Below are 20,025 nucleotides of genomic sequence, written 5' to 3' on the forward strand. Positions count from 1 at the left end.
ATGAAACAAAGGCTGGATGTTAACAGGGAGCGGGCACCGGGCTCCAGCAATGGGCGCGATCGGCACTTGTAAGCACGGCTGCAAACGCTGTTAAATTTGCTTACATTTTTACAACGATCGTACCCATGCCTGCCCAACTCAAGCGTCGCCTGCTGATTTTTCTTGCCCTTGTCCTGCTGATTGCCCTCGCCTTCCTGGCCCACTGGTACTTCAAGGGACGCTTCTATGAAAGCACCGACAACGCCTACGTGCAGGGCGAAATAACCCGGGTTTCCAGCCAGCTGAGCGCGCGCATCGATCAAGTGCTGGTACAGGACAACCAGCACGTGGCCAAGGGCGACCTGCTGGTGCGCCTTGAGCCCGAAGATTTTCGCCTGGCCGTTGAACGCGCCCGCGCCGCCCTCGATACCCGCGAAGCCGAACGCCTGCAGGCCGAAAGCCGGCTCACCCAACAAGCCAGCCTGATTGCCGCAGGAAAAGCGCAGGTTGCCGCTAACCAGGCCACCCTCGGCCGTGCGCAACTGGACCTGAACCGCGCCGAGGCCCTGCGCAAACCGGGCTTTGTCTCGGAAGAACGGGTCACCACACTGTCAGCCGAAAACCACGTCGCCCGCTCCCAGGTGAGCAAGGCCCAGGCCGACCTGCAAGGCCAGCGCCAGCAGGTCAACGCCCTGGCCGCCGAGATCAAGCGCCTCGATGCGCAGATCGTCAACGCCCGCGCCGACCTGGCCCAGGCCGAGCTGAACCTGACCCGCAGCGAAATCCACGCCCCGATCAGCGGCATCATCGGCCAGCGCGCCGCGCGCAATGGCCAGGTGGTCCAGGCCGGCGCCTACCTGCTGTCGATCGTCCCCGATGAAGACATCTGGATTCAGGCCAACTTCAAAGAAACCCAGATCGGCCACATGCAGCCCGGGCAAAAGGCTGAACTGCTGTTCGACAGCTACCCGGACACCCCGATCGAAGCGCGGGTCGACAGCCTGTTCGCCGCCTCCGGCGCGCAGTTCAGCCTGCTGCCGCCCGACAACGCCACCGGCAACTTCACCAAGGTGGTGCAGCGCATTCCGGTAAAACTGACCTTCGCCGCCAACAACCCGCTGCACGGCAAGATCCGCCCGGGCATGTCGGTAACCGCCACCGTTGATATCCGCGACAACGCCGACCATGGCCGGTGACCAGTTGATCCGTCCCGCCGGCGAACCCAGCCGGCGCGACTGGATCGCGGTAATGAGCGTGATGCTCGGCGCCTTCATGGCGGTGCTGGACATCCAGATCACCAATTCCTCGCTCAAGGACATCCAGGGCGCGCTGTCGGCAACCCTGGAGGAAGGCTCGTGGATTTCCACCTCCTACCTGGTGGCCGAGATCATCATGATCCCGCTCACCGCCTGGCTGGTGCAGCTGCTGTCGGCGCGGCGCCTGGCGGTGTGGGTGTCGCTGGGCTTTCTGGCCTCATCGCTGCTCTGCTCCATGGCCTGGAACCTGGAGAGCATGATCGTCTTCCGCGCCATGCAGGGCTTTACCGGCGGCGCGCTGATCCCCCTGGCCTTCACCCTGACCCTGATCAAGCTGCCCGAGCACCACCGGGCCAAGGGCATGGCCATGTTCGCCATGACCGCCACCTTCGCCCCCTCGATCGGCCCGACCCTGGGTGGCTGGCTGACCGAGAACTGGGGCTGGGAGTACATCTTCTACATCAACATCCCGCCGGGGCTGATCATGATCGGCGGCTTGCTGTACGGCCTGGAGAAGAAAGAAGCCCATTGGGAACTGCTGAAAAGCACTGACTATGCCGGTATCGTCACGCTGGGCGTCGGCCTTGGCTGCCTGCAGGTGTTTCTAGAGGAAGGCCACCGCAAGGACTGGCTGGAATCGAGCCTGATCGTCACCCTGGGCAGCATCGCCCTGCTCAGCCTGATCACCTTCGTGATCCTGCAGTTTTCCAAACCCAACCCGCTGATCAACCTGCGCATCCTTGGCAACCGCAACTTCGGCCTGTCGAGCATTGCCAGCCTGGGCATGGGCGTGGGTTTGTACGGTTCGATCTACCTGCTGCCGCTTTACCTGGCGCAGATCCAGAACTACAACGCCCTGCAGATCGGTGAAGTGATCATGTGGATGGGCATTCCGCAGCTGTTCCTGATTCCGCTGGTGCCGCAGCTGATGAAGGTGATTTCACCGAAGATCCTCTGCACCCTGGGTTTCGGCCTGTTCGGCCTGGCCAGTTTCGGCTCCGGGGTGCTCAACCCGGACTTTGCCGGCGAGCAGTTCAACCATATCCAGATCATCCGCGCCCTCGGCCAACCGATGATCATGGTGACCATCTCGCTGATTGCCACCGCGTACATCCAGCCACAGGACGCCGGCTCGGCCTCGAGCCTGTTCAACATCTTGCGCAACCTGGGTGGCGCCATCGGCATCGCCTTGCTGGCGACCTTGCTGGATGCACGTACCAAGGTGTATTTCGATTACCTGCGCGAGTCGATCGTGCCGAGCAACCCGCAAGTCGCGGAGCGTCTGGCGCAACTGGCAGAGCGACTGGGCAGCGATGCGGCGGCGCTGGGCAAGCTGAGTGAAATCACCCACCAGCAGGCGATGATCATGGCCTATAACGATGCCTTTCACTTTGTCGGCATCGGCTTGGCGATCAGCATGCTGGCGGTGGTGATGACGCGCAAATTGCCGCAGGGGTTGAAGGCTGGGGAAGCGCACTAATCGCGGCGCCTTATCGCGGGTCAAGTCGAGGCGTCGCACCGCCGCTCCCACAGGTAAGGCAATCATAGGGCCAGCGATAAGGCCCTCAGGTGGTGATCATCCGCTCGCGCAGCGCGGTAATCTCGTCGCGCAACTGCGCCGCCGCTTCGAACTCCAGGTCCCGCGCCAGCTGGTACATTTTCTCTTCCAGCTGCTTGATGCGCTTGGCGATCTCGCCCGGTGAGCGCAGTTCGGCTTCGTAACGGGCGCTCTCCTCTGCCGCCTTGGCCATGCCCTTGCGCTTCTTGCTGCGCGAGCCAGGCACGTTGGCGCCTTCCATGATGTCGGTGATGTCCTTGACCACGCCCTTGGGCACGATGCCGTTGGCGGCGTTGAAGGCGATCTGCTTGTCGCGGCGCCGCTCGGTCTCGCCAATCGCCCGCTGCATGGAGCCGGTCATGTTGTCGGCATAGAGGATCGCCCGGCCATTGAGGTTACGCGCCGCGCGGCCGATGGTCTGGATCAGCGAGCGCTCGGAACGCAGGAAACCTTCCTTGTCGGCATCGAGAATCGCCACCAGCGATACCTCCGGCATATCCAGGCCTTCACGCAGCAGGTTGATGCCCACCAGCACATCGAAGGTACCCAGGCGCAGGTCGCGGATGATCTCGACCCGCTCCACTGTATCGATGTCCGAGTGCAGGTAGCGCACGCGCACATCGTGGTCGGCCAGGTAGTCGGTGAGGTCCTCGGCCATGCGTTTGGTCAGGGTGGTGACCAGCACGCGCTCCTCCACGGCCACGCGCTTGCGGATCTCCGAGAGCAGGTCGTCGACCTGGGTGGTGGCCGGGCGCACTTCGACCTGCGGATCGACCAGGCCGGTTGGGCGTACTACCTGCTCGACCACCCGGCCAGCATGTTCGGCCTCGTAGTTGCCGGGGGTCGCAGAAACGAAGATGGTCTGCGGGCTGACGTTTTCCCACTCGTCAAAGCGCATCGGCCGGTTGTCCAGCGCCGAGGGCAGGCGAAAGCCGTACTCGACCAGGGTTTCCTTGCGCGAGCGGTCGCCCTTGTACATGGCGCCGACTTGCGGAACGCTGACGTGGGATTCGTCAATTACCAGCAGGGCATCGTCCGGCAGATAGTCGTAAAGAGTCGGTGGCGCTGCCCCGGCCGGGCGCCCGGAGAGGTAGCGCGAGTAGTTTTCGATGCCGTTGCAGTAACCCAGCTCGAGGATCATCTCCAGGTCAAAGCGGGTGCGCTGCTCCAGGCGCTGGGCCTCGACCAGCTTGTTGGCCTTGTGCAGGTATTCAAGGCGCTGGGCCAGTTCCTCCTTGATGCCGTCCACGGCCTCGAGCAGGGTCTCGCGCGGGGTCACGTAGTGGCTCTTGGGGTAGAAGGTGAAACGCGGCAGCTTGCGGATCACCTCGCCGGTCAGCGGATCGAAGGCGGCGATGTTCTCGACCTCGTCGTCGAACAGCTCGACGCGGATGGCTTCCAGGTCCGATTCGGCCGGGAAGATATCGATCACATCACCGCGCACGCGGAAGGTAGCGCGGGCAAAGTCCATTTCGTTGCGGGTGTACTGCAGGTCGGCCAGGCGGCGCAGCAGCGCACGCTGGTCGAGCTTGTCGCCGCGGTCCACGTGCAGGACCATCTTCAGGTAGGTTTCCGGGCTGCCCAGGCCATAGATGCAGGACACCGTGGTGACGATGATCGCATCACGGCGCTCCAGCAGCGCCTTGGTCGCCGACAGGCGCATCTGCTCGATATGGTCGTTGATCGAGGCGTCCTTCTCGATAAAGGTGTCCGAGGACGGCACGTAGGCTTCGGGCTGGTAGTAGTCGTAGTAGGAAACGAAGTACTCGACGGCGTTGTTCGGGAAGAATGACTTGAACTCGCCATACAGCTGCGCCGCCAGGGTCTTGTTCGGCGCCAGTACCAATGTCGGGCGCTGCACCTGGGCGATCACGTTGGCAATGCTGAAGGTCTTGCCTGAGCCTGTCACCCCGAGCAGGGTCTGGTGCGCAAGGCCCGCCTCGATTCCTTCGACCATCAGGCGAATGGCCTCGGGCTGGTCGCCGGCCGGCTGGAAACGGGTGACGAGCTGGAACTCGGACATGACAAACCTCTGTGTGATCGCGATGGTTTCATCGCTGGCGCGGGCAACTGTATTTATAGACAGTAGTTATACCGAATTAAGGGCCCATTGCGCCAGTTTCAACTGAGTAACCCGGGCATTTCTGAGTATGGACCGGTGAAATCGACTAACGGTCGAAAAATATTCGGTCAAACAGCAGGAAAAGCTGCGGCAGACTGTCGCCGTGACCGAGCGGTATCACTATACTGACTCCCCGTTTGTGCACCGCTCTAGTGCAAGCGACTGGAGCGTGCGACCTCTTCCACTCTCCATTCAGAGCCAAGGTAATAATGAGCCTGTTTTCCGCTGTCGAGCTGGCACCACGCGATCCCATTCTGGGCCTCAACGAAGCTTTCAACGCCGATACCCGTAGCAACAAGGTCAACCTGGGTGTAGGTGTTTACTGCAACGAAGAAGGGCGTATCCCACTGCTGCGTGCAGTGATCGAAGCCGAAACCCAGCGCGCTGCCCAGCACGCTTCCCGCGGTTACCTGCCGATCGACGGTATCGTCGCTTACGACCAGGCCGTACAGAAGCTGCTGTTCGGTGCCGAGTCGCCACTGCTGAGCGCCGGTCGCGTAATCACCACCCAGGCCGTCGGCGGTACCGGCGCCCTGAAGATCGGTGCCGACTTCCTCAAGCAGCTGTCGCCGAACGCCGTCGTCGCCATCAGCGACCCGAGCTGGGAAAACCACCGCGCCCTGTTCGAAACCGCTGGCTTCCCGGTCCAGAACTACCGCTACTACGACGCCGCCACCCACGACGTCAACCGCAGCGGCATGCTCGAAGACCTCAACGCCCTGCCGTCCGGCTCGATCATTGTGCTGCACGCCTGCTGCCACAACCCGACCGGTGTCGACCTGACGCCAGAAGACTGGAAAAACGTCCTCGAAGTGGTCAAGGCCAAAGGCCACGTGCCGTTCCTCGACATGGCCTACCAGGGCTTTGGCGCCGGCATCACTGAAGACGCCGCCGCGGTACGCCTGTTCGCCGAGTCGGGCCTGGACTTCTTCGTCTCCAGCTCGTTCTCCAAATCCTTCTCGCTGTACGGCGAGCGCGTTGGCGCCCTGTCGATCGTCACCGAGTCCAAGGAAGAGGCCACCCGCGTGCTGTCGCAAGTCAAGCGCGTGATCCGCACCAACTACTCCAACCCGCCGACCCACGGCGCGACCATCGTCGCCACCGTGCTCAACAGCCCAGAGCTGCGCAAGATGTGGGAAGACGAGCTGGCCGAGATGCGCCAGCGCATCCACGGCATGCGCAAGCAGATGGTCGAGCTGCTGGCCGAGTACGGCGCCAAGCAGGACTTCAGCTTCGTCGGTCGCCAGTGCGGCATGTTCTCCTACTCGGGCCTGACCGTTGAGCAGGTCGCGCGCCTGAAGAATGAGTTCGGTATCTATGCTCTGGATACCGGTCGCATCTGCGTCGCCTCGCTGAACCAAAGCAACATCCATGTGGTGACCAAGGCGATCGTCGAGGTCCTGTAATTTACTCAATTGCATAGGGGAGGCTTGACTTCCCCTTAGCAATCAGTAAGATACGCCACAGATTCCGCGATAGCTCAGTCGGTAGAGCAAATGACTGTTAATCATTGGGTCCCAGGTTCGAGTCCTGGTCGCGGAGCCAAACACCTGAAAAACCTCCAGTTGCCCTGAGCACTGGAGGTTTTTTCGTTTCTGGCAGATTAAATCGCACAGCCCGGTCACCCCTCAGGGAAAACCGGGCGGACGATCAGGTCCGGCCGATGGGGTAGAAACAGCCACTACTCCAGACGCCCAGCCACTGCTGGCCATCGATCTGCCTGGGCACCGCCAGTTCGACCAACTGGTAGAAGACATTGCGATGGATCAACGCTTCGAGGTTGCTACGCATGTGCACGTACGGCGAAGGCTCCTGGGTCTGCGCGTCGATTTCAAAGCGCAGCGGATGCTCGGGGCCGGCCTCGACCTGGTCGTCGACATTGCTGGTAAAGCGCAACAATTGCTGCTCACCCTCGCCATGCACCTCCAGGCTAACCGCAACAAAGGGCGCGTCATCGACCTTGATGCCGACCTTCTCCACTGGCGTCACCAGGAAGTAGTCGTCACCGTCGCGGCGGATGATGGTCGAGAACAGCCGCACCATCGGCTTGCGCCCGATCGGCGTACCCAGGTAGTACCAGGTGCCGTCACGGGCGATGCGCATGTCGATGTCGCCGCAAAAATCCGGGTTCCACAGGTGCACGGGCGGCAGGCCCTTTTCTGCCTTGGGAATCTGCGCCAGCAGATCATTGGCCTTGCCGGTGTCTTGCATCACCCTCTCCTTAACGACTCATGCCCAACAGACTGCGAGCGTAATCCTCGAGTGGCGGGCGGAGCAAATCTTCCGGCTTGTTGTCGTGGAACGTCAGCAAACCGCCGCGGCTTTTGATCCGCGCGGTGTCGATCAGGTAACGGGTGCTGGTTTCAATCAGCATCAGCTGCACCACTCCAGTATCGATACCCAGACGATCGACCGCCTGCTCGTCATACCACTCATCGCCATTGCCGATGCGATCGTCGGTGCGGGCAAAACGGGTGTACAGCAGGTAATGGGCGCCGACTTCACGCGCTTCGATCAGCGCTTGCTCAAGGCCCAGCGGCGCAGGGGCACGGCGAACCAGCGGGAAGTACTCGACAAAGCCCTTGAAGGCTTCTTCAGCCACGACGTTGGGCCGCGGGTACGGGCCCTTGCCTGATGGCACGAAAGCACCCTGGCCAATGTAAATGAATGAATCAGGCTGCAGGCGCACCGACAGCGAACGACGGGTGTCGCTGTGATCGAGCAGACCGGCATCGCTCATGTGATAAAGGGCACCCTCGCCCATATCGCTGACATTCATGCAGCCGCCCAGCGCCGTCAGCGCCAGCAGCAAAACCAGGCTACGCATCTATCCTCCAGTGGCCGGTGACGGAAAACCGGCGAACAGCTGGCAGATGCAGCTTTTGCGCCAGTCTTAGCCGCCGATGATTTTCATCACCGTCGCGCCGCCCGAAAACGCCACCGGCTGCTTGTCGCCAAGGGCTTTGACCAGCAAGCCCTGTAGCGCCGGCAAGGCCTGGTGGCGCGGCTTGTCGAGCAGGTCGCCGATATAGTGACGGTTGCTCGACGACAGGCAACCGTGCAGCCAGCCGGTGGAGGACAGGCGCAAACGCGAACAGGTACGGCAGAACGGCACGCTCTCGTTGGCGATCACGCCAAAATAACCCTGGCCCGGGATCTGGTAGCGCAAGGCGGTGGCATCCACCGGCGCGTTGGCCTGCAGGTACTCGTACTGCTCGCCGATCAATTGCAGCAAGTGCTCAAGGCTGACGAACTGCTGCAAAAAGGCATTGCTGTCGCGCGCCAGGTGCCCCATGCGCATCAGTTCGATGAAGCGCAGCTCGTAGCCGTGGGCCAGGCAGTACTCCAGCAGCGGCAGCACCTGGTCGAAGTTCTGCCCGCGCAACGGCACCATGTTGACCTTGATCTGCATGCCGGCGGCGCTGGCCTGGCTCATGCCGTCGAGCACAGTGGCCAGGTCGCCGCCACGGGCAATACGCCGGAAGGCATCCGGATCAAGGGTGTCGAGGGAAACGTTGAGGCGACGGATACCCGCCGCGCGCAGCAACGGCAGCTTGCGCGCCAGCAACTGGCCGTTGGTGGTCAGGCTGATTTCATCCAGGCCCAGATTGGCAATGGAGCTGAGGAAGGTTTCCAGCTTGGGGCTGACCAGCGGCTCGCCGCCGGTGACGCGCACCCGCTCGATACCGGCGGCCTCGACCAGATAAGCCACGCCGCGGGCCATGGCCTCGGCCGAGAGCTCGTCCTGGGCCGCGACCAGACGCTTGCCGTCGGGCACACAATAGGTACAGGCGTAGTTGCAGGCAGCCGTGAGGCTGACACGCAAATTGCGAAAACGCCTGCCTTGGCGGTCGACGATCATGGGTGACTCCGGCATGGGTGAATCGGGCCTGCAAAACCTGACTCAAAAATCAGGTTTTTGCAAGCCTCATACCTGAGTATATTCCTCGCCACCCAATCCCAGTAGCGCCATGGTTTGGCTGAATGTCTCAGCTACCGGCGGTATCCGGGTCGCGCTTGCGCTTGTTGCCCATGCGCACGCCAATGTCCATGAGGAACTGGAAGAAGCCTTCCTGATCTTCCAGGACGTTGCTCCAGAACGGCGAGTGGTAGAGCGCCACGGCCCCATGCACAAGGGCCCAGGCCGCGCAGTAGTGGAAGTACGGCGGTACGTCCTCAAGCTTGCCTTCGCTGATGCGACCCTTGATCAGCAGGGTCAGGCGGTCGAAGTTGGAGGCGCGGATCTTGTGCAACTCCTCGACCATCTCCGGCACCTGGTTGCCCTTGACCACCTTCTCTTCGAGACGGTCGAACAGGCGGTAGCGCTGCGGATCACGCATGCGGAATTCGAAGTAGGCGCGCGACAGGGCTTCCTTGTCGCGGTCGACGTCGGCAGAGTGCAGCAGTTCGTTCAAATCGCGCTCGTAGTCGAGCATCAGGCGCAGGTAGATCTCCGCCTTGGATTTGAAATGCTTGTAGATCGTGCCTTTGCCGATACCGACGGCATCAGCGATCATCTCGACGGTGACACTGTCTTCACCCTGTTCGAGAAACAGCTTGAGCGCGGTATCGAGAATTTCTTGCTCTCGGCGACGAAACTCACGGACCTTACGAGGTTCTTTCTGCATAAGAAGGACTGGATCAAAATCGAAGCCGGTTATTATGCCTAACTTGCGCCAAAATGCACGGATCATCCAACCATGTCTATGTTTCTTGATGAGTTTGAACAGGCCCCGGGGCTTCGTTATCTGAACCATGCCGCGGTCGCACCCTGGCCCAAACGCGCCAGCCAGGCGGTTTCGCGCTTCGCCAGCGAGAACGTTTTGCTCGGTGCAAGGGACTATCCGGACTGGATGGCCATGGAGCAGCGTTTACGTGAACGCCTGATGCGCCTGACGAATGCACCGTCGACGGATGACATCGCATTGGTCAAGAACACCTCCGAAGCGCTGTCTTTCGTCGCCTTCGGTATCGACTGGCAGGCCGGCGACCAGATCGTCATCAGCGACGAAGAATTCCCCTCCAACCGGATTGTCTGGGAAGCCCTGGCCGACAAAGGCGTCAGCGTCATCCAGGTAAGCCTCAAGGGCAGCGACCCGGAGGCGGCCTTGCTCGCGGCCTGCGGCCCCAAGGTGCGCCTGCTGGCAATCAGCGCCGTGCAGTTTGCCAGCGGCCTGCGCCTTGACCTGGTGCGTCTGGGCCAAGGCTGTCGTGAGCGTGAGGTGTTGTTCTGCATCGACGCCATCCAGCAATTGGGCGCCCTGCCCTTCGACGTCCAGGCCTATCAGTGCGACTTTGCCATGGCCGATGGGCACAAATGGATGCTCGGCCCGGAAGGCCTCGGGGTGTTCTATTGCCGCGCCGAGGTCCGCCCGCTGCTCAAGCTCAGCGAGTACGGCTGGCACATGCTCGAACACATGGGCGACTACAGCCGCAGCGAATGGCAGCCGGCCCACAGCGCCCGGCGCTTTGAATGCGGCAGCCCGAACATGCTTGGTGCAGCGGCGCTGGAGGCAAGCCTGGCGCTGCTCGAAGAAGTGGGCATGGATCAGGTGGCCACAGCGCTGCTGGAGCGGGTGCACTGGCTCAACGAAGGCCTGGCAGCGATCCCTGGGGTCCGCGTACACAGCCCGCAGGAGCCTGCGCGTCGCTCAGGGATCGTGTCCTTCAGCATTGAGGGCGTCGAGAACGCCCAGGTTTATCAGCGCCTCAAGCAGGAACAGGTGATCTGCATTCCGCGTGGCCCCGGGGTGCGATTTTCCCCGCACTTCTACACACCTAGGCAGATAATCGACGAAACTCTGGCCATTGTGCGCGAGATCGCAGAGCGATGAGTGCTCAGCAGCGGCAGGCGTATTCCAAATCTGTTTAAAAAACGACCAGCTGTGGCTGGCGGCGCGTCAATCCTGGCCAATACTTCAGGTGTTGGCGCAGCGCATCCCCCCATGTGGCGCGCCGATAAAGGTGCTCAGGGACCGCGTGCCTTTGTTTTACTCCTAATGGTCTTAACCCGGATTCACCCCCCAGAACCCGGGTTTTTTTTGCCTGCGGTTTTTACCGCCCGCGGGCTCAGGCCACCCGCGCCAACGGAAACAGGCGCTTGAAGTTGGCCGTGGTCTGTTCAGCCAGTTGCTCATAACTTTCACCGCGCACCATCGCCACGAACTCCGCCACTTCACGCACGTACTCTGGCAAGTTGGCCTTGCCGCGGTAGGGGATCGGCGCCAGGTACGGCGAGTCGGTCTCGACCAGTAGCCGATCGGCGGGCACCTGGCGGGCCACATCGCGCAACGCATCGGCATTACGGAAGGTGACGATGCCCGACAGCGAAATGTAGTAGCCCAGGTCCAGCGCCGCCCTGGCCATGTCCCAGTCTTCAGTGAAGCAATGCAGAACGCCGGCCTGCTTGAGGTCCGCTTCACGCAGCAAGGCCAGAGTGTCGGCGCGCGCCGCGCGGGTATGGATGATCACCGGCTTGCCGGTTACCCTGGCTGCCTCCAGGTGCAGGCGGAACGAGTCCTGCTGCACCTGAGCCGCGTCCGGCTCGTAGTGATAGTCCAGGCCGGTCTCGCCAATCGCCACCACATGCGGGTGCTCCAGCTCCTTGAGCAGCCAGTCCAGCGGCGGAGCGCCATCGGGGGTGAGGTCGAGCGGGTGGATGCCCACCGAGCAGTCGACATCACTGTAACGCTCGCTCAGGTCCTTGACCGCCTGGGCGTTGTCGGCGCTGATGCCGATGCACAGGAAGTGGCCGACGCCGCGCGCGCGGGCAGCGTCCAGGGCCGCATCCAGGGAGCCCTGGTGGGCGGTGAGGTCAAGACGGTCGAGGTGGCAATGGGAATCTACAAGCATGGGTACATGACAACGCTGAAAAGAAATGAAGGAACGGCACAGCTCAACGCTGGCCCGGCAACATCGCCCAGGACGCCAGCAGCGCCTCGAGCAACAGCACCCGATTGAGGTTGGCCTTGCCCAGGACCTTCTGGCGCTGGGCCAGAATCCAGTCCTGGATCTCCAGGACCCTGGCCTGGCTGCTCTTCTGCGCCAGGTACTGGACCACCTTGCGCATATCGCTCAAGCCTAAACCCTCCTCGTCCTGGGTCAACTGATAACGCAGGACCAGGCTGGACCAGTCGCAGAACCAGTCGAACAGTTGCAGCAAGGGAATAGCATTCCAGGCGTCGGCCAGCTGGCTAGGCGATTGCTGCTGCTTGAGCAGCTTCTTCACCCCATCGACCACCAGCGCGCGCTGCTCGCGCACACCCTGGGCCTGCAGACTGACGGCCGCCAACGGCGAGCCGGCGGCCAGGCTGAGCAACTCCAGGCGCTCTTGCTCGTCGCAGTCGGGCAAGGCCTGTTCGAGCCAGGCCAGGCTTTGCTCGCGGCTCGGCAGCGGGCAGGCCTGCTGCTGGCAGCGGCTCTTGATGGTTGGCAACAGGCGGCTGGGCTGATGACTGACCAGCAGCAGAACAGTATTGCCCGAGGGCTCTTCAAGGCTTTTGAGCAAGGCGTTGGCGGCGTTGACGTTCATCGCCTCGACCGGCTCGATCAAGATTACTTTGCGCCCACCCAACTGCGCAGTCTGCACCACGAAAGACACCAGCTCGCGGACCTGGTCGACCTTGATCGGCTTGTCGGCCTCTTCCGGCTCCAGCACGTAGTTGTCCGGGTGGCTGCCGGCTGCGAGCAACAGGCATGACTTGCACTGCCCACACGCCTGCAGCCCTTGCACACGCTGGCACAGCAGCAAGGCCATCAGGCGCTCGGCCAGGGCCCGCTTGCCAATGCCTTGCGGACCGTGCAGCAGATAGGCATGGGCATGCTGGGTGCGCCCGGCCAGTTGCTGCCACAGCGCCTGCTGCCAGGGAAAGGCCTCAGCCACGGCAACGCTCCAGAATCTGCGGCAGCAAGGCGTCCAGCGCCTGCTGTACCTGGGCCAGCGGCAAAGCGGCATCAATCAGCCGGTATTGCTGCGGCGAAGCCTGGGCGCGAGCCAGGTAGGCCTGGCGCACGGCCTCGAAGAAGGCCTGGCCTTCCTGTTCGAAACGGTCCAGGCGGCCGCGGGCGGCAGCGCGCGACAGACCGATCGCCACCGGCAGATCGAACACCAGGGTCAGGTCCGGGCGCAGATCGCCCTGGACGAAATTCTCCAGGGTGGCGATGCGCTCCAGCGACAGGCCGCGCCCGCCGCCCTGATAGGCGTAGGTGGCATCGGTAAAACGGTCGCACAACACCACCGCGCCACGGGCCAGGGCCGGGCGAATGACTTCGGCCAGGTGCTGGGCACGGGCGGCAAACACCAGCAGCAGCTCGGTGTCGGCATCCATCTTCTCTTCACTGGGGGCCAGCAGCAGTTCGCGGATTCGCTCGGCCAGCGGCGTGCCGCCCGGCTCGCGGGTCAGCACGACATCCAGGCCGGCGCCGCGCAGGTGCTCGGCGAGGTACTCGCGATTGGTGCTTTTGCCCGCGCCTTCAGGGCCTTCCAGGGTGATAAACAAGCCGCTCACAGGCAGTCCTTACAGTGGGTCATTGCGGGGAGGCCGCGTCGCTGGCCGGCGCCGCTTGCTCGGTCGCCGGCTCAGGGCTGACATCCGGCGATTGCGGCGCCGACGGCTGGGCCTCGGGTTCAGGTTCGGTAACCGGGGCCGGGCTCGAACGGTAGTCGGCACGGCGCTTGATCTGGTACTCGCGCACGGCCGAATTGTGCGCATCGAGGTCATCGGAGAACACATGGCTGCCATCGCCACGCGCCACGAAATACAGGCTGCTGCCCGGCGTCGGGTTCAACGCGGCATGAATGGCTTCGCGGCCAACCATGGCAATCGGCGTCGGCGGCAGGCCGGCGTTGGTGTAGGTGTTGTACGGCGTCGGCTCGCGCAGGTCGGCGCGGGTGATCTTGCCGTTGTAGCGTTCGCCCATGCCGTAGATCACCGTCGGGTCGGTCTGCAGCAGCATGCCGATGCGCATGCGCCGCACGAACACCCCGGCAATTTGCCCGCGCTCTTGCGGTACGCCGGTTTCCTTCTCGACCAGCGACGCCATGATCAGCGCCTGGTACGGATCGCGATACGGCACATCGCTGGAGCGCTCAGCCCATTCCTTGGCCAGCACTTCTTCCAGGCGCGCGTAGGCCTGCTGGAGGAACTCGACATCGCTCATGCCACGCACGAAGCGATAGGTATCGGGGAAGAACCGACCTTCAGGGAACACCCCCGGATGGCCGAGCTTGTCCATGACCTCGGCATCACTCAGGCCGTCGATGGTTTTCTTGATCTTCTCGTGCCTGGCCAGCGCCGCACGCACCTGGCGGAAGTTCCAGCCCTCGACCAGCGTCAGGGTGTACTGCACCACATCACCGCGACGCCAGACCTCGAACAGCTCGCGCACGGTCATGCCCGGGGTCATGCGGTACTCGCCGGTATGCAGCGGCACGCCAGCCATGTTGAAGCGCCAGTACAGGCGTAGCCAGAAGGCGTCTTCCAGCACCCCGTCGTTCTGCATGCGGTAGAACATGCGGTTGGGGGTGGTACCGGTGGGCACGTCGAGCAACTGCTCCTGGGACACGTGCAGGGTCTGCTCCAGCGCCGATTTTACCTTCCAGGCCGAATAGCCCAGCGTCAGGCCGGCCAGGATCAAGCCGATCTCCAGCAGCACCAAGAATTTACGTCTCACAAATCAGGCATCCAGTAGCGTACGGGCAATGGCCTGCAGTTTACGGGTGAGCGGCCCCGGCGGCCAGTTCAGCGATGTAAAAGCCTGTACCGGCCAGATGCCGTAGACGCTGTTGCAGACAAACACTTCGTCAGCTTGCTGCAGGTCCTGCAGGCTCAGGTCGGTAATCTGCACAGCGATTGCGGCGTCCCTGGCGTGATCGAGCAAGGCTGCGCGCATGACCCCGGCCACGCCGCAGCGGCTCAGGTCGGCAGTCTGCAGTTGGCCGTCGCGCACCAGGAACAGGTTGCTGTACACCCCCTCGATGATGCGCCCGGAAACATCGCGCATCAAACCTTCGGCGTGCGCGGCATCCTGCCACTCGGCACGGGCCAGCACCTGCTCGAGGCGATTGAGGTGTTTCAAGCCTGCCAGCAAGGGTTGCTCAGCCAGACGGGTCTGGCAATCGAACAAGCGAACGCCCTGTTCGGCATGCCCTGCGGGATAGGTGGGCAAGGGATTGCCCTGGAGAATTCGTCGTGGCGCCACGCCAGCGGCCGGCGCGTAGCCGCGCTGGCTGTCGCCGCGGGTAACAATGAGCTTGAGCACGCCGTCACCCAGCAAGCTGGCATAACGGCATAGCTCGTCGCGAATCAGGCCGTGATCGGCGCTGATCGCCAGGCGCTGGCAACCCAGCGCCAGGCGCTCGAGGTGGTACTCGAGCAACGATGGCCGACCGGCGCGCACGGCGATGGTCTCGAACAGACCATCGCCATAGGCCAGCCCCCGGCTTTGCAGGGTTAGTGCATCTGCCGGCAGGCCATCGACCCAGCTGTGCATCAGCCGGCGAACCGGCGGAACACCAGCGAGCCGTTGGTGCCACCAAAACCGAAGGAGTTGGACAGCACCACCTCGATCGGCATGTTGCGCGCCTGGTGCGGCACGAAGTCGAGGTCGCAACCTTCGCTCGGCTCGTCCAGGTTGATGGTCGGTGGCGCCACCTGGCTGTTGATCGACAGCACGCTGAAGATCGCCTCGACGGCACCGGCAGCGCCAAGCAGGTGCCCGGTCATCGACTTGGTCGAGCTGACGGCCAGCTTGTAGGCGTGATCGCCAAACACCGACTTGATCGCCGAGCTTTCTGCCAGGTCGCCGGCCGGCGTCGAGGTGCCGTGGGCGTTGATGTAATCGACTTCGCCGGGGTTCAGGCCGGCATCACGCAGGGCGTTGGCCATGCAGCGCGCGGCACCGCTGCCATCTTCTGGCGGCGAGGTCATGTGGTAGGCATCGCCACTCATGCCAAAGCCTACCAGCTCGGCATAGATGGTCGCGCCGCGGGCCTTGGCGTGCTCGAGCTCTTCGAGTACCAGCGCACCGGCACCGTCGGCGAGGACGAAGCCATCACGGCCCTTGTCCCACGGACGGCTGGCGCGGGTCGGGTCGTCGTTGCGGGTCGACAGCGCCCGCGACGCACCGAAACCACCCATGCCCAGGCCACAGGCGGCCATTTCCGCACCGCCGGCGATCATCACGTCGGCTTCACCGAAGGCGATGTTGCGCGCAGCCATGCCGATACAGTGGGTACCGGTGGTGCAGGCGGTGGAAATAGCGTAGTTAGGCCCCTGTACACCCAGGTGGATCGACAGGAAACCGGAAATCATGTTGATGATCGAACCCGGCACGAAGAACGGCGAAATACGCCGCGGGCCCTGGTCATGCAAGGTCCGGCTGGTTTCTTCGATGTTGGTCAGGCCACCGATACCCGAGCCCATGGCCACGCCAATGCGCTCGCGGTTGGCATCGGTCACTTCCAGGCCGGCGTTACGCACTGCCTGAAAACCGGCTGCCAGGCCGTACTGAATGAACAGATCGAGCTTGCGGGCTTCCTTGACCGACAGGTACTGCTCGACTTCAAAGCCCTTTACCGAGCCGCCAAAACGGGTGGAGTAGGCAGACAGGTCAGTATGCTCGATCAGACCTATGCCACTGCGGCCAGCCAGAATGCCCTGCCAACTGCTCGGCACATCCGTACCCAGTGGCGACAGCATACCCATACCGGTGACCACGACGCGTCTACGCGACACAGCACTCTCCTTATTCAATTGACTACATCTCTTGTAAAGAAAAAACCGCACGCCGGCGAAGGCAGTGCGGTTTTTCCATGACAAGAAGCGACGACTACAACGTCTTAGGCCTGGTGGCTGGTGACGTAGTCGATAGCAGCTTGAACAGTAGTGATCTTCTCGGCTTCTTCGTCAGGGATTTCGGTCTCGAATTCCTCTTCCAGAGCCATCACCAGCTCAACGGTGTCAAGGGAATCGGCACCCAGATCTTCGACGAAGGAAGCAGTGTTCACTACTTCTTCTTCTTTAACGCCCAGTTGCTCGGCGACGATTTTCTTGACGCGTTCTTCGATGGTGCTCATACCTTGTTTTCACTCCTAATGGACATATGTCAGGCAGCTGGCCGGTGTGTAAGTGTATAGAAAGACGTCTGCTTTTCAAGCGCAACACGCCTTGCAAGACCACACCTGCCAACCGACTAGAATCTGGTTGCAGCTTTATAACGGATTTTAGACAGCTCGTATGACATTTTTTTGATGCAATCCGTCACATTCAATTTTACATGTACATGCCGCCGTTGACCGGAATGGTCGCGCCGGTGACATAACCTGCACCTTCGGAGGCCAGGAAAGCCACCACATTGGCGATCTCCTGAGCCTGGCCCAGACGCCCCAGGGGGATCTGGGTCTGTAGCGCTTCACGCTGAGCTTCAGGCAGCTCGCGAGTCATGTCGGTGTCGATGAAGCCCGGGGTCACCGAGTTGACGGTGATCGCGCGGGAGCCGACTTCACGCGCCAGGGCGCGGCTGAAGCCCTCCAGGCCGGCCTTGGCGGCAGCGTAGTTGACCTGGCCGACGTTACCCATGGCACCGACCACCGAGCCGATGCTGATGATACGACCCCAGCGCGCCTTGGTCATGCCGCGCAGCACGCCCTTGGACAGACGGTAGAGGCTGTTCAGGTTGGTGTCGATGACGTCGAACCACTCGTCGTCCTTCATGCGCAGCATGAGGTTGTCGCGGGTGATGCCGGCGTTGTTGACCAGAATGGTCGGCGCACCGAACTGCTCCTGGATCTTGGCCAGGGTAGCGGTGACCGACTCGTCGCTGGTCACGTTCAGCTCAAGGCCAGTGCCGGTGATGCCGTGCTCCTTGAGGGTCGCGGCGATACGCTCGGCGCCCGAAGCGGAGGTGGCGGTACCGATCACGGTAGCGCCCAGACGGCCCAGCTCCAGGGCGATAGCCTGGCCGATACCACGGCTGGCGCCGGTAACCAGGGCAACTTTACCTTGCAGGCTCATGCAAGTTTCTCCTAAATCAGGCCAGCGCCGCACGAGTGGCGGCGACAGCATCTGGGGTATTGAGGTTGTAGGTGGTCACGCCATCGGCGCAACGCTTGTTCAGACCGGCCAGAACCTTGCCCGGGCCGCATTCGACCAGGTTGACCGCACCATTGGCGACCAGGGTCTGCACGCACTCGACCCAACGCACTGGCTTGTACAGCTGCTCCAGCAGATCGCGCTTGAGGGTGTCGAGGTCCGCGGCAACGGCAGCGCTGACGTTTTGCACCAGCGGGATTTGCGGGGCCTGCCAGTCGATGGCATTGACCGACTCGGCAAAGCGCTCGGCTGCCGGGCGCATCAGCTCACAGTGCGACGGCACGCTGACCGGCAGTGGCAGTGCGCGCTTGGCGCCAGCAGCCTTACAGGCTTCCATGGCACGCTCAACGGCGGCCTTGGCACCGGCGATGACTACCTGACCTGGCGAGTTGAAGTTCACCGCGCTGACCACTTCGCCCTGGGCTGCTTTTGCGCAGATATCCACGACAGCGGCATCGTCCAGACCCAGGATTGCCGCCATGGCGCCCTGCCCGGCCGGTACGGCCTCTTGCATGAGCTCGCCGCGGCGCTTGACCAGTTTAACGGCGTCACCCAGGCTCAGGCTGCCGGCGGCGACCAGGGCGCTGTACTCACCCAGGCTGTGACCGGAAACGAACGCCGGACGCGCGCCGCCCTCAGCCAGCCACAGGCGCCACAAGGCGATCGAGGCGGTAAGGATGGCCGGCTGGGTTTTGTCGGTTTGGTTGAGTTGCTCTTCCGGACCGTTCTGGGTCAGCGCCCAGAGGTCATAGCCCAGAGCCTCGGAGGCCTCACGGAAGGTATCAATGACCAGCGGATGCTGGCCGCCCAGCTCGGCGAGCATGCCGAGGGACTGCGAACCTTGACCGGGAAAGACGAATGCGAGGGATGCAGACATTGAACAAGCCCCTAGTAATCTTGTCGTCGGAAATTAAGCGCCCAGCACCAGGCTGAGCACAAGAAACTGAAGAGTTGGATGGTAGCGAGGACCAAGCGGTCACATTTAACCACTTCCTGAGGCATATGCCTAAAGCAACAGGTCTTCCAGGCGCCCGTGCAAACGTTGCGGCAGGTTCTCCTGGATCTCGATCAAAGCGCGCTGGATAGCGCTCTGCAAGCCCTGCACCCCGGCAGAGCCATGGCTCTTGATGACAATGCCCTGCAGGCCGAGAAAGCTTGCGCCATTATGTCGCGCCGGCGCCAGGTCAGCCTGCAGGCGGCGCAGCAGGGGCATGGCCACGGCGCCGGCCAGGCGCGCGCCGAGCCCGCCCTTGAACAACGCCTCGATGCGCGAGCCGATCATGGTCGCCAGGCCCTCGCTGGACTTGAGCAGGATATTGCCGACAAAACCGTCGCACACCACCACATCCGCCTCGCCACGGTACAAGCCGTCACCTTCGACGAAACCGATGTAGTTCAGGCCGCGGGCGTTCTGCAGCAGGCTGGCCGCAAGCTTGACCTGCTGGTTGCCCTTGATGTCTTCAGTGCCAACATTGAGCAAGGCTACGCGCGGGCGCGAGATACCCAGGGCCTGGGCGGCCACCGAGCCCATCACGGCAAACTGATAGAGGTTTTCTGCACTGCAGTCGACATTGGCGCCCAGGTCGAGCAGCTGGCAATAGCCGGTCTGGGTGGGAATGGCGGCAACCATGGCCGGGCGATCGATACCGGGCAGGGTTTTCAGCACATAGCGCGAAAGGGCCATCAGCGCACCGGTGTTGCCGGCACTGACGCAGGCCTGAACCTTGCCATCACGCAATAATTCGAGGGCCACGCGCATGGACGAATCGGGCTTGCTGCGCAGCGCCTGTGACGGCCGCTCGTCCATGCCGATCACTTCGCTGGCGGCCACGATCTGCAGGCGCGCGCGATCCGCTGCCGACTGGCCAGCGATCAGATCTTCAAGGAGGGAGGGTTGACCGACAAGGGTCAGGTGCAGCGAGGGGGTAGCCGACAGGCAAGCAATACTCGCCTGAACAATGCTGCGGGGACCGAAGTCCCCGCCCATTGCGTCAATCGCGATGATCTGAGCGGACAAGG

The 20,025-nt window shown here is 62.6% G+C and carries 19 protein-coding genes and 1 tRNA gene; 5 read left to right on the plus strand and 15 right to left on the minus strand.

Annotation, left to right across the window (positions count from 1 at the left end; translation table 11 throughout):
* The first annotated feature begins 125 nt into the window (after positions 1-125).
* Both LOY22_RS18855 and LOY22_RS18860 read left to right on the plus strand, forming a co-directional pair.
* Complete coding sequence (locus tag LOY22_RS18855) at positions 126-1,175, plus strand: HlyD family secretion protein (protein WP_045195134.1); 1,050 nt, start codon at positions 126-128, stop codon at positions 1,173-1,175.
* Entirely contained in the window at positions 1,165-2,715 is a 1,551-nt protein-coding gene (locus LOY22_RS18860) for an MDR family MFS transporter (RefSeq protein WP_045195135.1), read from the plus strand. Before LOY22_RS18855 ends, LOY22_RS18860 begins: the two co-directional genes overlap by 11 nt.
* An 85-nt stretch (positions 2,716-2,800) precedes the next feature.
* Here the strand turns inward: LOY22_RS18860 and uvrB are convergent, their stop codons facing one another.
* On the minus strand, positions 2,801-4,816 hold the full coding sequence (gene uvrB / locus LOY22_RS18865) for an excinuclease ABC subunit UvrB (RefSeq protein ID WP_213603597.1): 2,016 nt from the start codon (positions 4,814-4,816) through the stop codon (positions 2,801-2,803).
* Positions 4,817-5,124: 308 nt separating this feature from the next.
* On the opposite strand from uvrB, the gene LOY22_RS18870 reads away from it, so the two are divergent.
* Positions 5,125-6,321 carry an amino acid aminotransferase gene (locus LOY22_RS18870; RefSeq protein ID WP_093380602.1) on the plus strand — a complete coding sequence of 399 codons (1,197 nt, stop codon included), beginning with the start codon at positions 5,125-5,127 and terminating at the stop codon, positions 6,319-6,321.
* A 63-nt stretch (positions 6,322-6,384) separates the two neighbouring features.
* Positions 6,385-6,460 (plus strand) — tRNA-Asn (locus tag LOY22_RS18875).
* Positions 6,461-6,565: 105 nt separating this feature from the next.
* On the opposite strand, the gene LOY22_RS18880 is transcribed toward LOY22_RS18875, so the two are convergent.
* The 4 genes from LOY22_RS18880 to LOY22_RS18895 all read right to left on the minus strand — a co-directional run bounded on the left by LOY22_RS18880 (position 6,566) and on the right by LOY22_RS18895 (position 9,543).
* Complete coding sequence (locus tag LOY22_RS18880) at positions 6,566-7,126, minus strand: DUF1285 domain-containing protein (RefSeq protein WP_258594435.1); 561 nt, start codon at positions 7,124-7,126, stop codon at positions 6,566-6,568.
* 10 nt (positions 7,127-7,136) lie between these two features.
* Positions 7,137-7,742 (minus strand): DUF4823 domain-containing protein, encoded by a 606-nt coding sequence (locus LOY22_RS18885; protein ID WP_258594437.1) that lies wholly within the window; start codon positions 7,740-7,742, stop codon positions 7,137-7,139.
* A 66-nt stretch (positions 7,743-7,808) separates the two neighbouring features.
* Positions 7,809-8,777 carry a GTP 3',8-cyclase MoaA gene (locus LOY22_RS18890; RefSeq protein ID WP_045195144.1) on the minus strand — a complete coding sequence of 323 codons (969 nt, stop codon included), beginning with the start codon at positions 8,775-8,777 and terminating at the stop codon, positions 7,809-7,811.
* Positions 8,778-8,904: 127 nt separating this feature from the next.
* Positions 8,905-9,543, minus strand: coding sequence for a TetR/AcrR family transcriptional regulator (locus LOY22_RS18895; protein ID WP_045195146.1), 639 nt, complete (start codon positions 9,541-9,543; stop codon positions 8,905-8,907).
* 72 nt (positions 9,544-9,615) lie between these two features.
* On the opposite strand from LOY22_RS18895, the gene LOY22_RS18900 reads away from it, so the two are divergent.
* Complete coding sequence (locus LOY22_RS18900; protein ID WP_258594439.1) at positions 9,616-10,749, plus strand: aminotransferase class V-fold PLP-dependent enzyme; 1,134 nt, start codon at positions 9,616-9,618, stop codon at positions 10,747-10,749.
* A 235-nt stretch (positions 10,750-10,984) separates the two neighbouring features.
* Here LOY22_RS18900 and LOY22_RS18905 read toward each other — a convergent pair whose 3' ends face one another.
* The 10 genes from LOY22_RS18905 to plsX form a co-directional block, all read right to left on the minus strand.
* Positions 10,985-11,767, minus strand: a complete 783-nt coding sequence (locus tag LOY22_RS18905; RefSeq protein ID WP_093380593.1) for a TatD family hydrolase — start codon at positions 11,765-11,767, stop codon at positions 10,985-10,987.
* Between the two features lie 43 nt (positions 11,768-11,810).
* The gene (locus tag LOY22_RS18910; protein WP_258594441.1) at positions 11,811-12,797 is read right to left on the minus strand and encodes a DNA polymerase III subunit delta'; all 987 of its coding nucleotides are present in this window, start codon (positions 12,795-12,797) and stop codon (positions 11,811-11,813) included.
* A complete protein-coding gene (tmk, locus tag LOY22_RS18915) occupies positions 12,790-13,422 on the minus strand; it encodes a dTMP kinase (RefSeq protein ID WP_045195155.1) in 633 nt (210 codons plus the stop codon). Before tmk ends, LOY22_RS18910 begins: the two co-directional genes overlap by 8 nt.
* 19 nt (positions 13,423-13,441) lie before the next feature.
* Positions 13,442-14,587, minus strand: coding sequence for an endolytic transglycosylase MltG (gene mltG, locus LOY22_RS18920; RefSeq protein ID WP_093380587.1), 1,146 nt, complete (start codon positions 14,585-14,587; stop codon positions 13,442-13,444).
* A gap of 3 nt (positions 14,588-14,590) precedes the next feature.
* Complete coding sequence (gene pabC, locus LOY22_RS18925) at positions 14,591-15,406, minus strand: aminodeoxychorismate lyase (RefSeq protein ID WP_093380584.1); 816 nt, start codon at positions 15,404-15,406, stop codon at positions 14,591-14,593.
* Positions 15,406-16,650, minus strand: a complete 1,245-nt coding sequence (gene fabF / locus LOY22_RS18930) for a beta-ketoacyl-ACP synthase II (protein WP_045195160.1) — start codon at positions 16,648-16,650, stop codon at positions 15,406-15,408. Before fabF ends, pabC begins: the two co-directional genes overlap by 1 nt.
* Before the next feature lie 104 nt (positions 16,651-16,754).
* A complete protein-coding gene (gene acpP, locus LOY22_RS18935) occupies positions 16,755-16,991 on the minus strand; it encodes an acyl carrier protein (protein WP_003175607.1) in 237 nt (78 codons plus the stop codon).
* Between the two features lie 196 nt (positions 16,992-17,187).
* Positions 17,188-17,928 carry a 3-oxoacyl-ACP reductase FabG gene (gene fabG / locus LOY22_RS18940; protein ID WP_038994156.1) on the minus strand — a complete coding sequence of 247 codons (741 nt, stop codon included), beginning with the start codon at positions 17,926-17,928 and terminating at the stop codon, positions 17,188-17,190.
* Positions 17,929-17,944: 16 nt separating this feature from the next.
* On the minus strand, positions 17,945-18,883 hold the full coding sequence (gene fabD, locus LOY22_RS18945) for an ACP S-malonyltransferase (protein WP_093380581.1): 939 nt from the start codon (positions 18,881-18,883) through the stop codon (positions 17,945-17,947).
* 129 nt (positions 18,884-19,012) lie between these two features.
* Positions 19,013-20,023, minus strand: coding sequence for a phosphate acyltransferase PlsX (gene plsX / locus LOY22_RS18950; protein WP_082075402.1), 1,011 nt, complete (start codon positions 20,021-20,023; stop codon positions 19,013-19,015).
* Between the last annotated feature and the right edge of the window lie 2 nt (positions 20,024-20,025).

Source organism: Pseudomonas sp. B21-035 (assembly GCF_024748945.1).
Lineage (GTDB): Bacteria > Pseudomonadota > Gammaproteobacteria > Pseudomonadales > Pseudomonadaceae > Aquipseudomonas.

Bases quoted from the DNA above. Each gene is read 5' to 3' on its own strand.
- LOY22_RS18900 (WP_258594439.1), top strand. From the start codon at position 9,616: ATGTCTATGTTTCTTGATGAGTTTGAACAGGCCCCGGGGCTTCGTTAT.
- LOY22_RS18905 (WP_093380593.1), bottom strand. From the start codon at position 11,767: ATGCTTGTAGATTCCCATTGCCACCTCGACCGTCTTGACCTCACCGCC.
- LOY22_RS18890 (WP_045195144.1), bottom strand. From the start codon at position 8,777: ATGATCGTCGACCGCCAAGGCAGGCGTTTTCGCAATTTGCGTGTCAGC.
- acpP (WP_003175607.1), bottom strand. From the start codon at position 16,991: ATGAGCACCATCGAAGAACGCGTCAAGAAAATCGTCGCCGAGCAACTG.
- uvrB (WP_213603597.1), bottom strand. From the start codon at position 4,816: ATGTCCGAGTTCCAGCTCGTCACCCGTTTCCAGCCGGCCGGCGACCAG.
- pabC (WP_093380584.1), bottom strand. From the start codon at position 15,406: ATGCACAGCTGGGTCGATGGCCTGCCGGCAGATGCACTAACCCTGCAA.
- LOY22_RS18860 (WP_045195135.1), top strand. From the start codon at position 1,165: ATGGCCGGTGACCAGTTGATCCGTCCCGCCGGCGAACCCAGCCGGCGC.
- LOY22_RS18880 (WP_258594435.1), bottom strand. From the start codon at position 7,126: ATGCAAGACACCGGCAAGGCCAATGATCTGCTGGCGCAGATTCCCAAG.
- LOY22_RS18855 (WP_045195134.1), top strand. From the start codon at position 126: ATGCCTGCCCAACTCAAGCGTCGCCTGCTGATTTTTCTTGCCCTTGTC.
- fabG (WP_038994156.1), bottom strand. From the start codon at position 17,928: ATGAGCCTGCAAGGTAAAGTTGCCCTGGTTACCGGCGCCAGCCGTGGT.
- LOY22_RS18885 (WP_258594437.1), bottom strand. From the start codon at position 7,742: ATGCGTAGCCTGGTTTTGCTGCTGGCGCTGACGGCGCTGGGCGGCTGC.
- fabD (WP_093380581.1), bottom strand. From the start codon at position 18,883: ATGTCTGCATCCCTCGCATTCGTCTTTCCCGGTCAAGGTTCGCAGTCC.
- LOY22_RS18870 (WP_093380602.1), top strand. From the start codon at position 5,125: ATGAGCCTGTTTTCCGCTGTCGAGCTGGCACCACGCGATCCCATTCTG.
- LOY22_RS18895 (WP_045195146.1), bottom strand. From the start codon at position 9,543: ATGCAGAAAGAACCTCGTAAGGTCCGTGAGTTTCGTCGCCGAGAGCAA.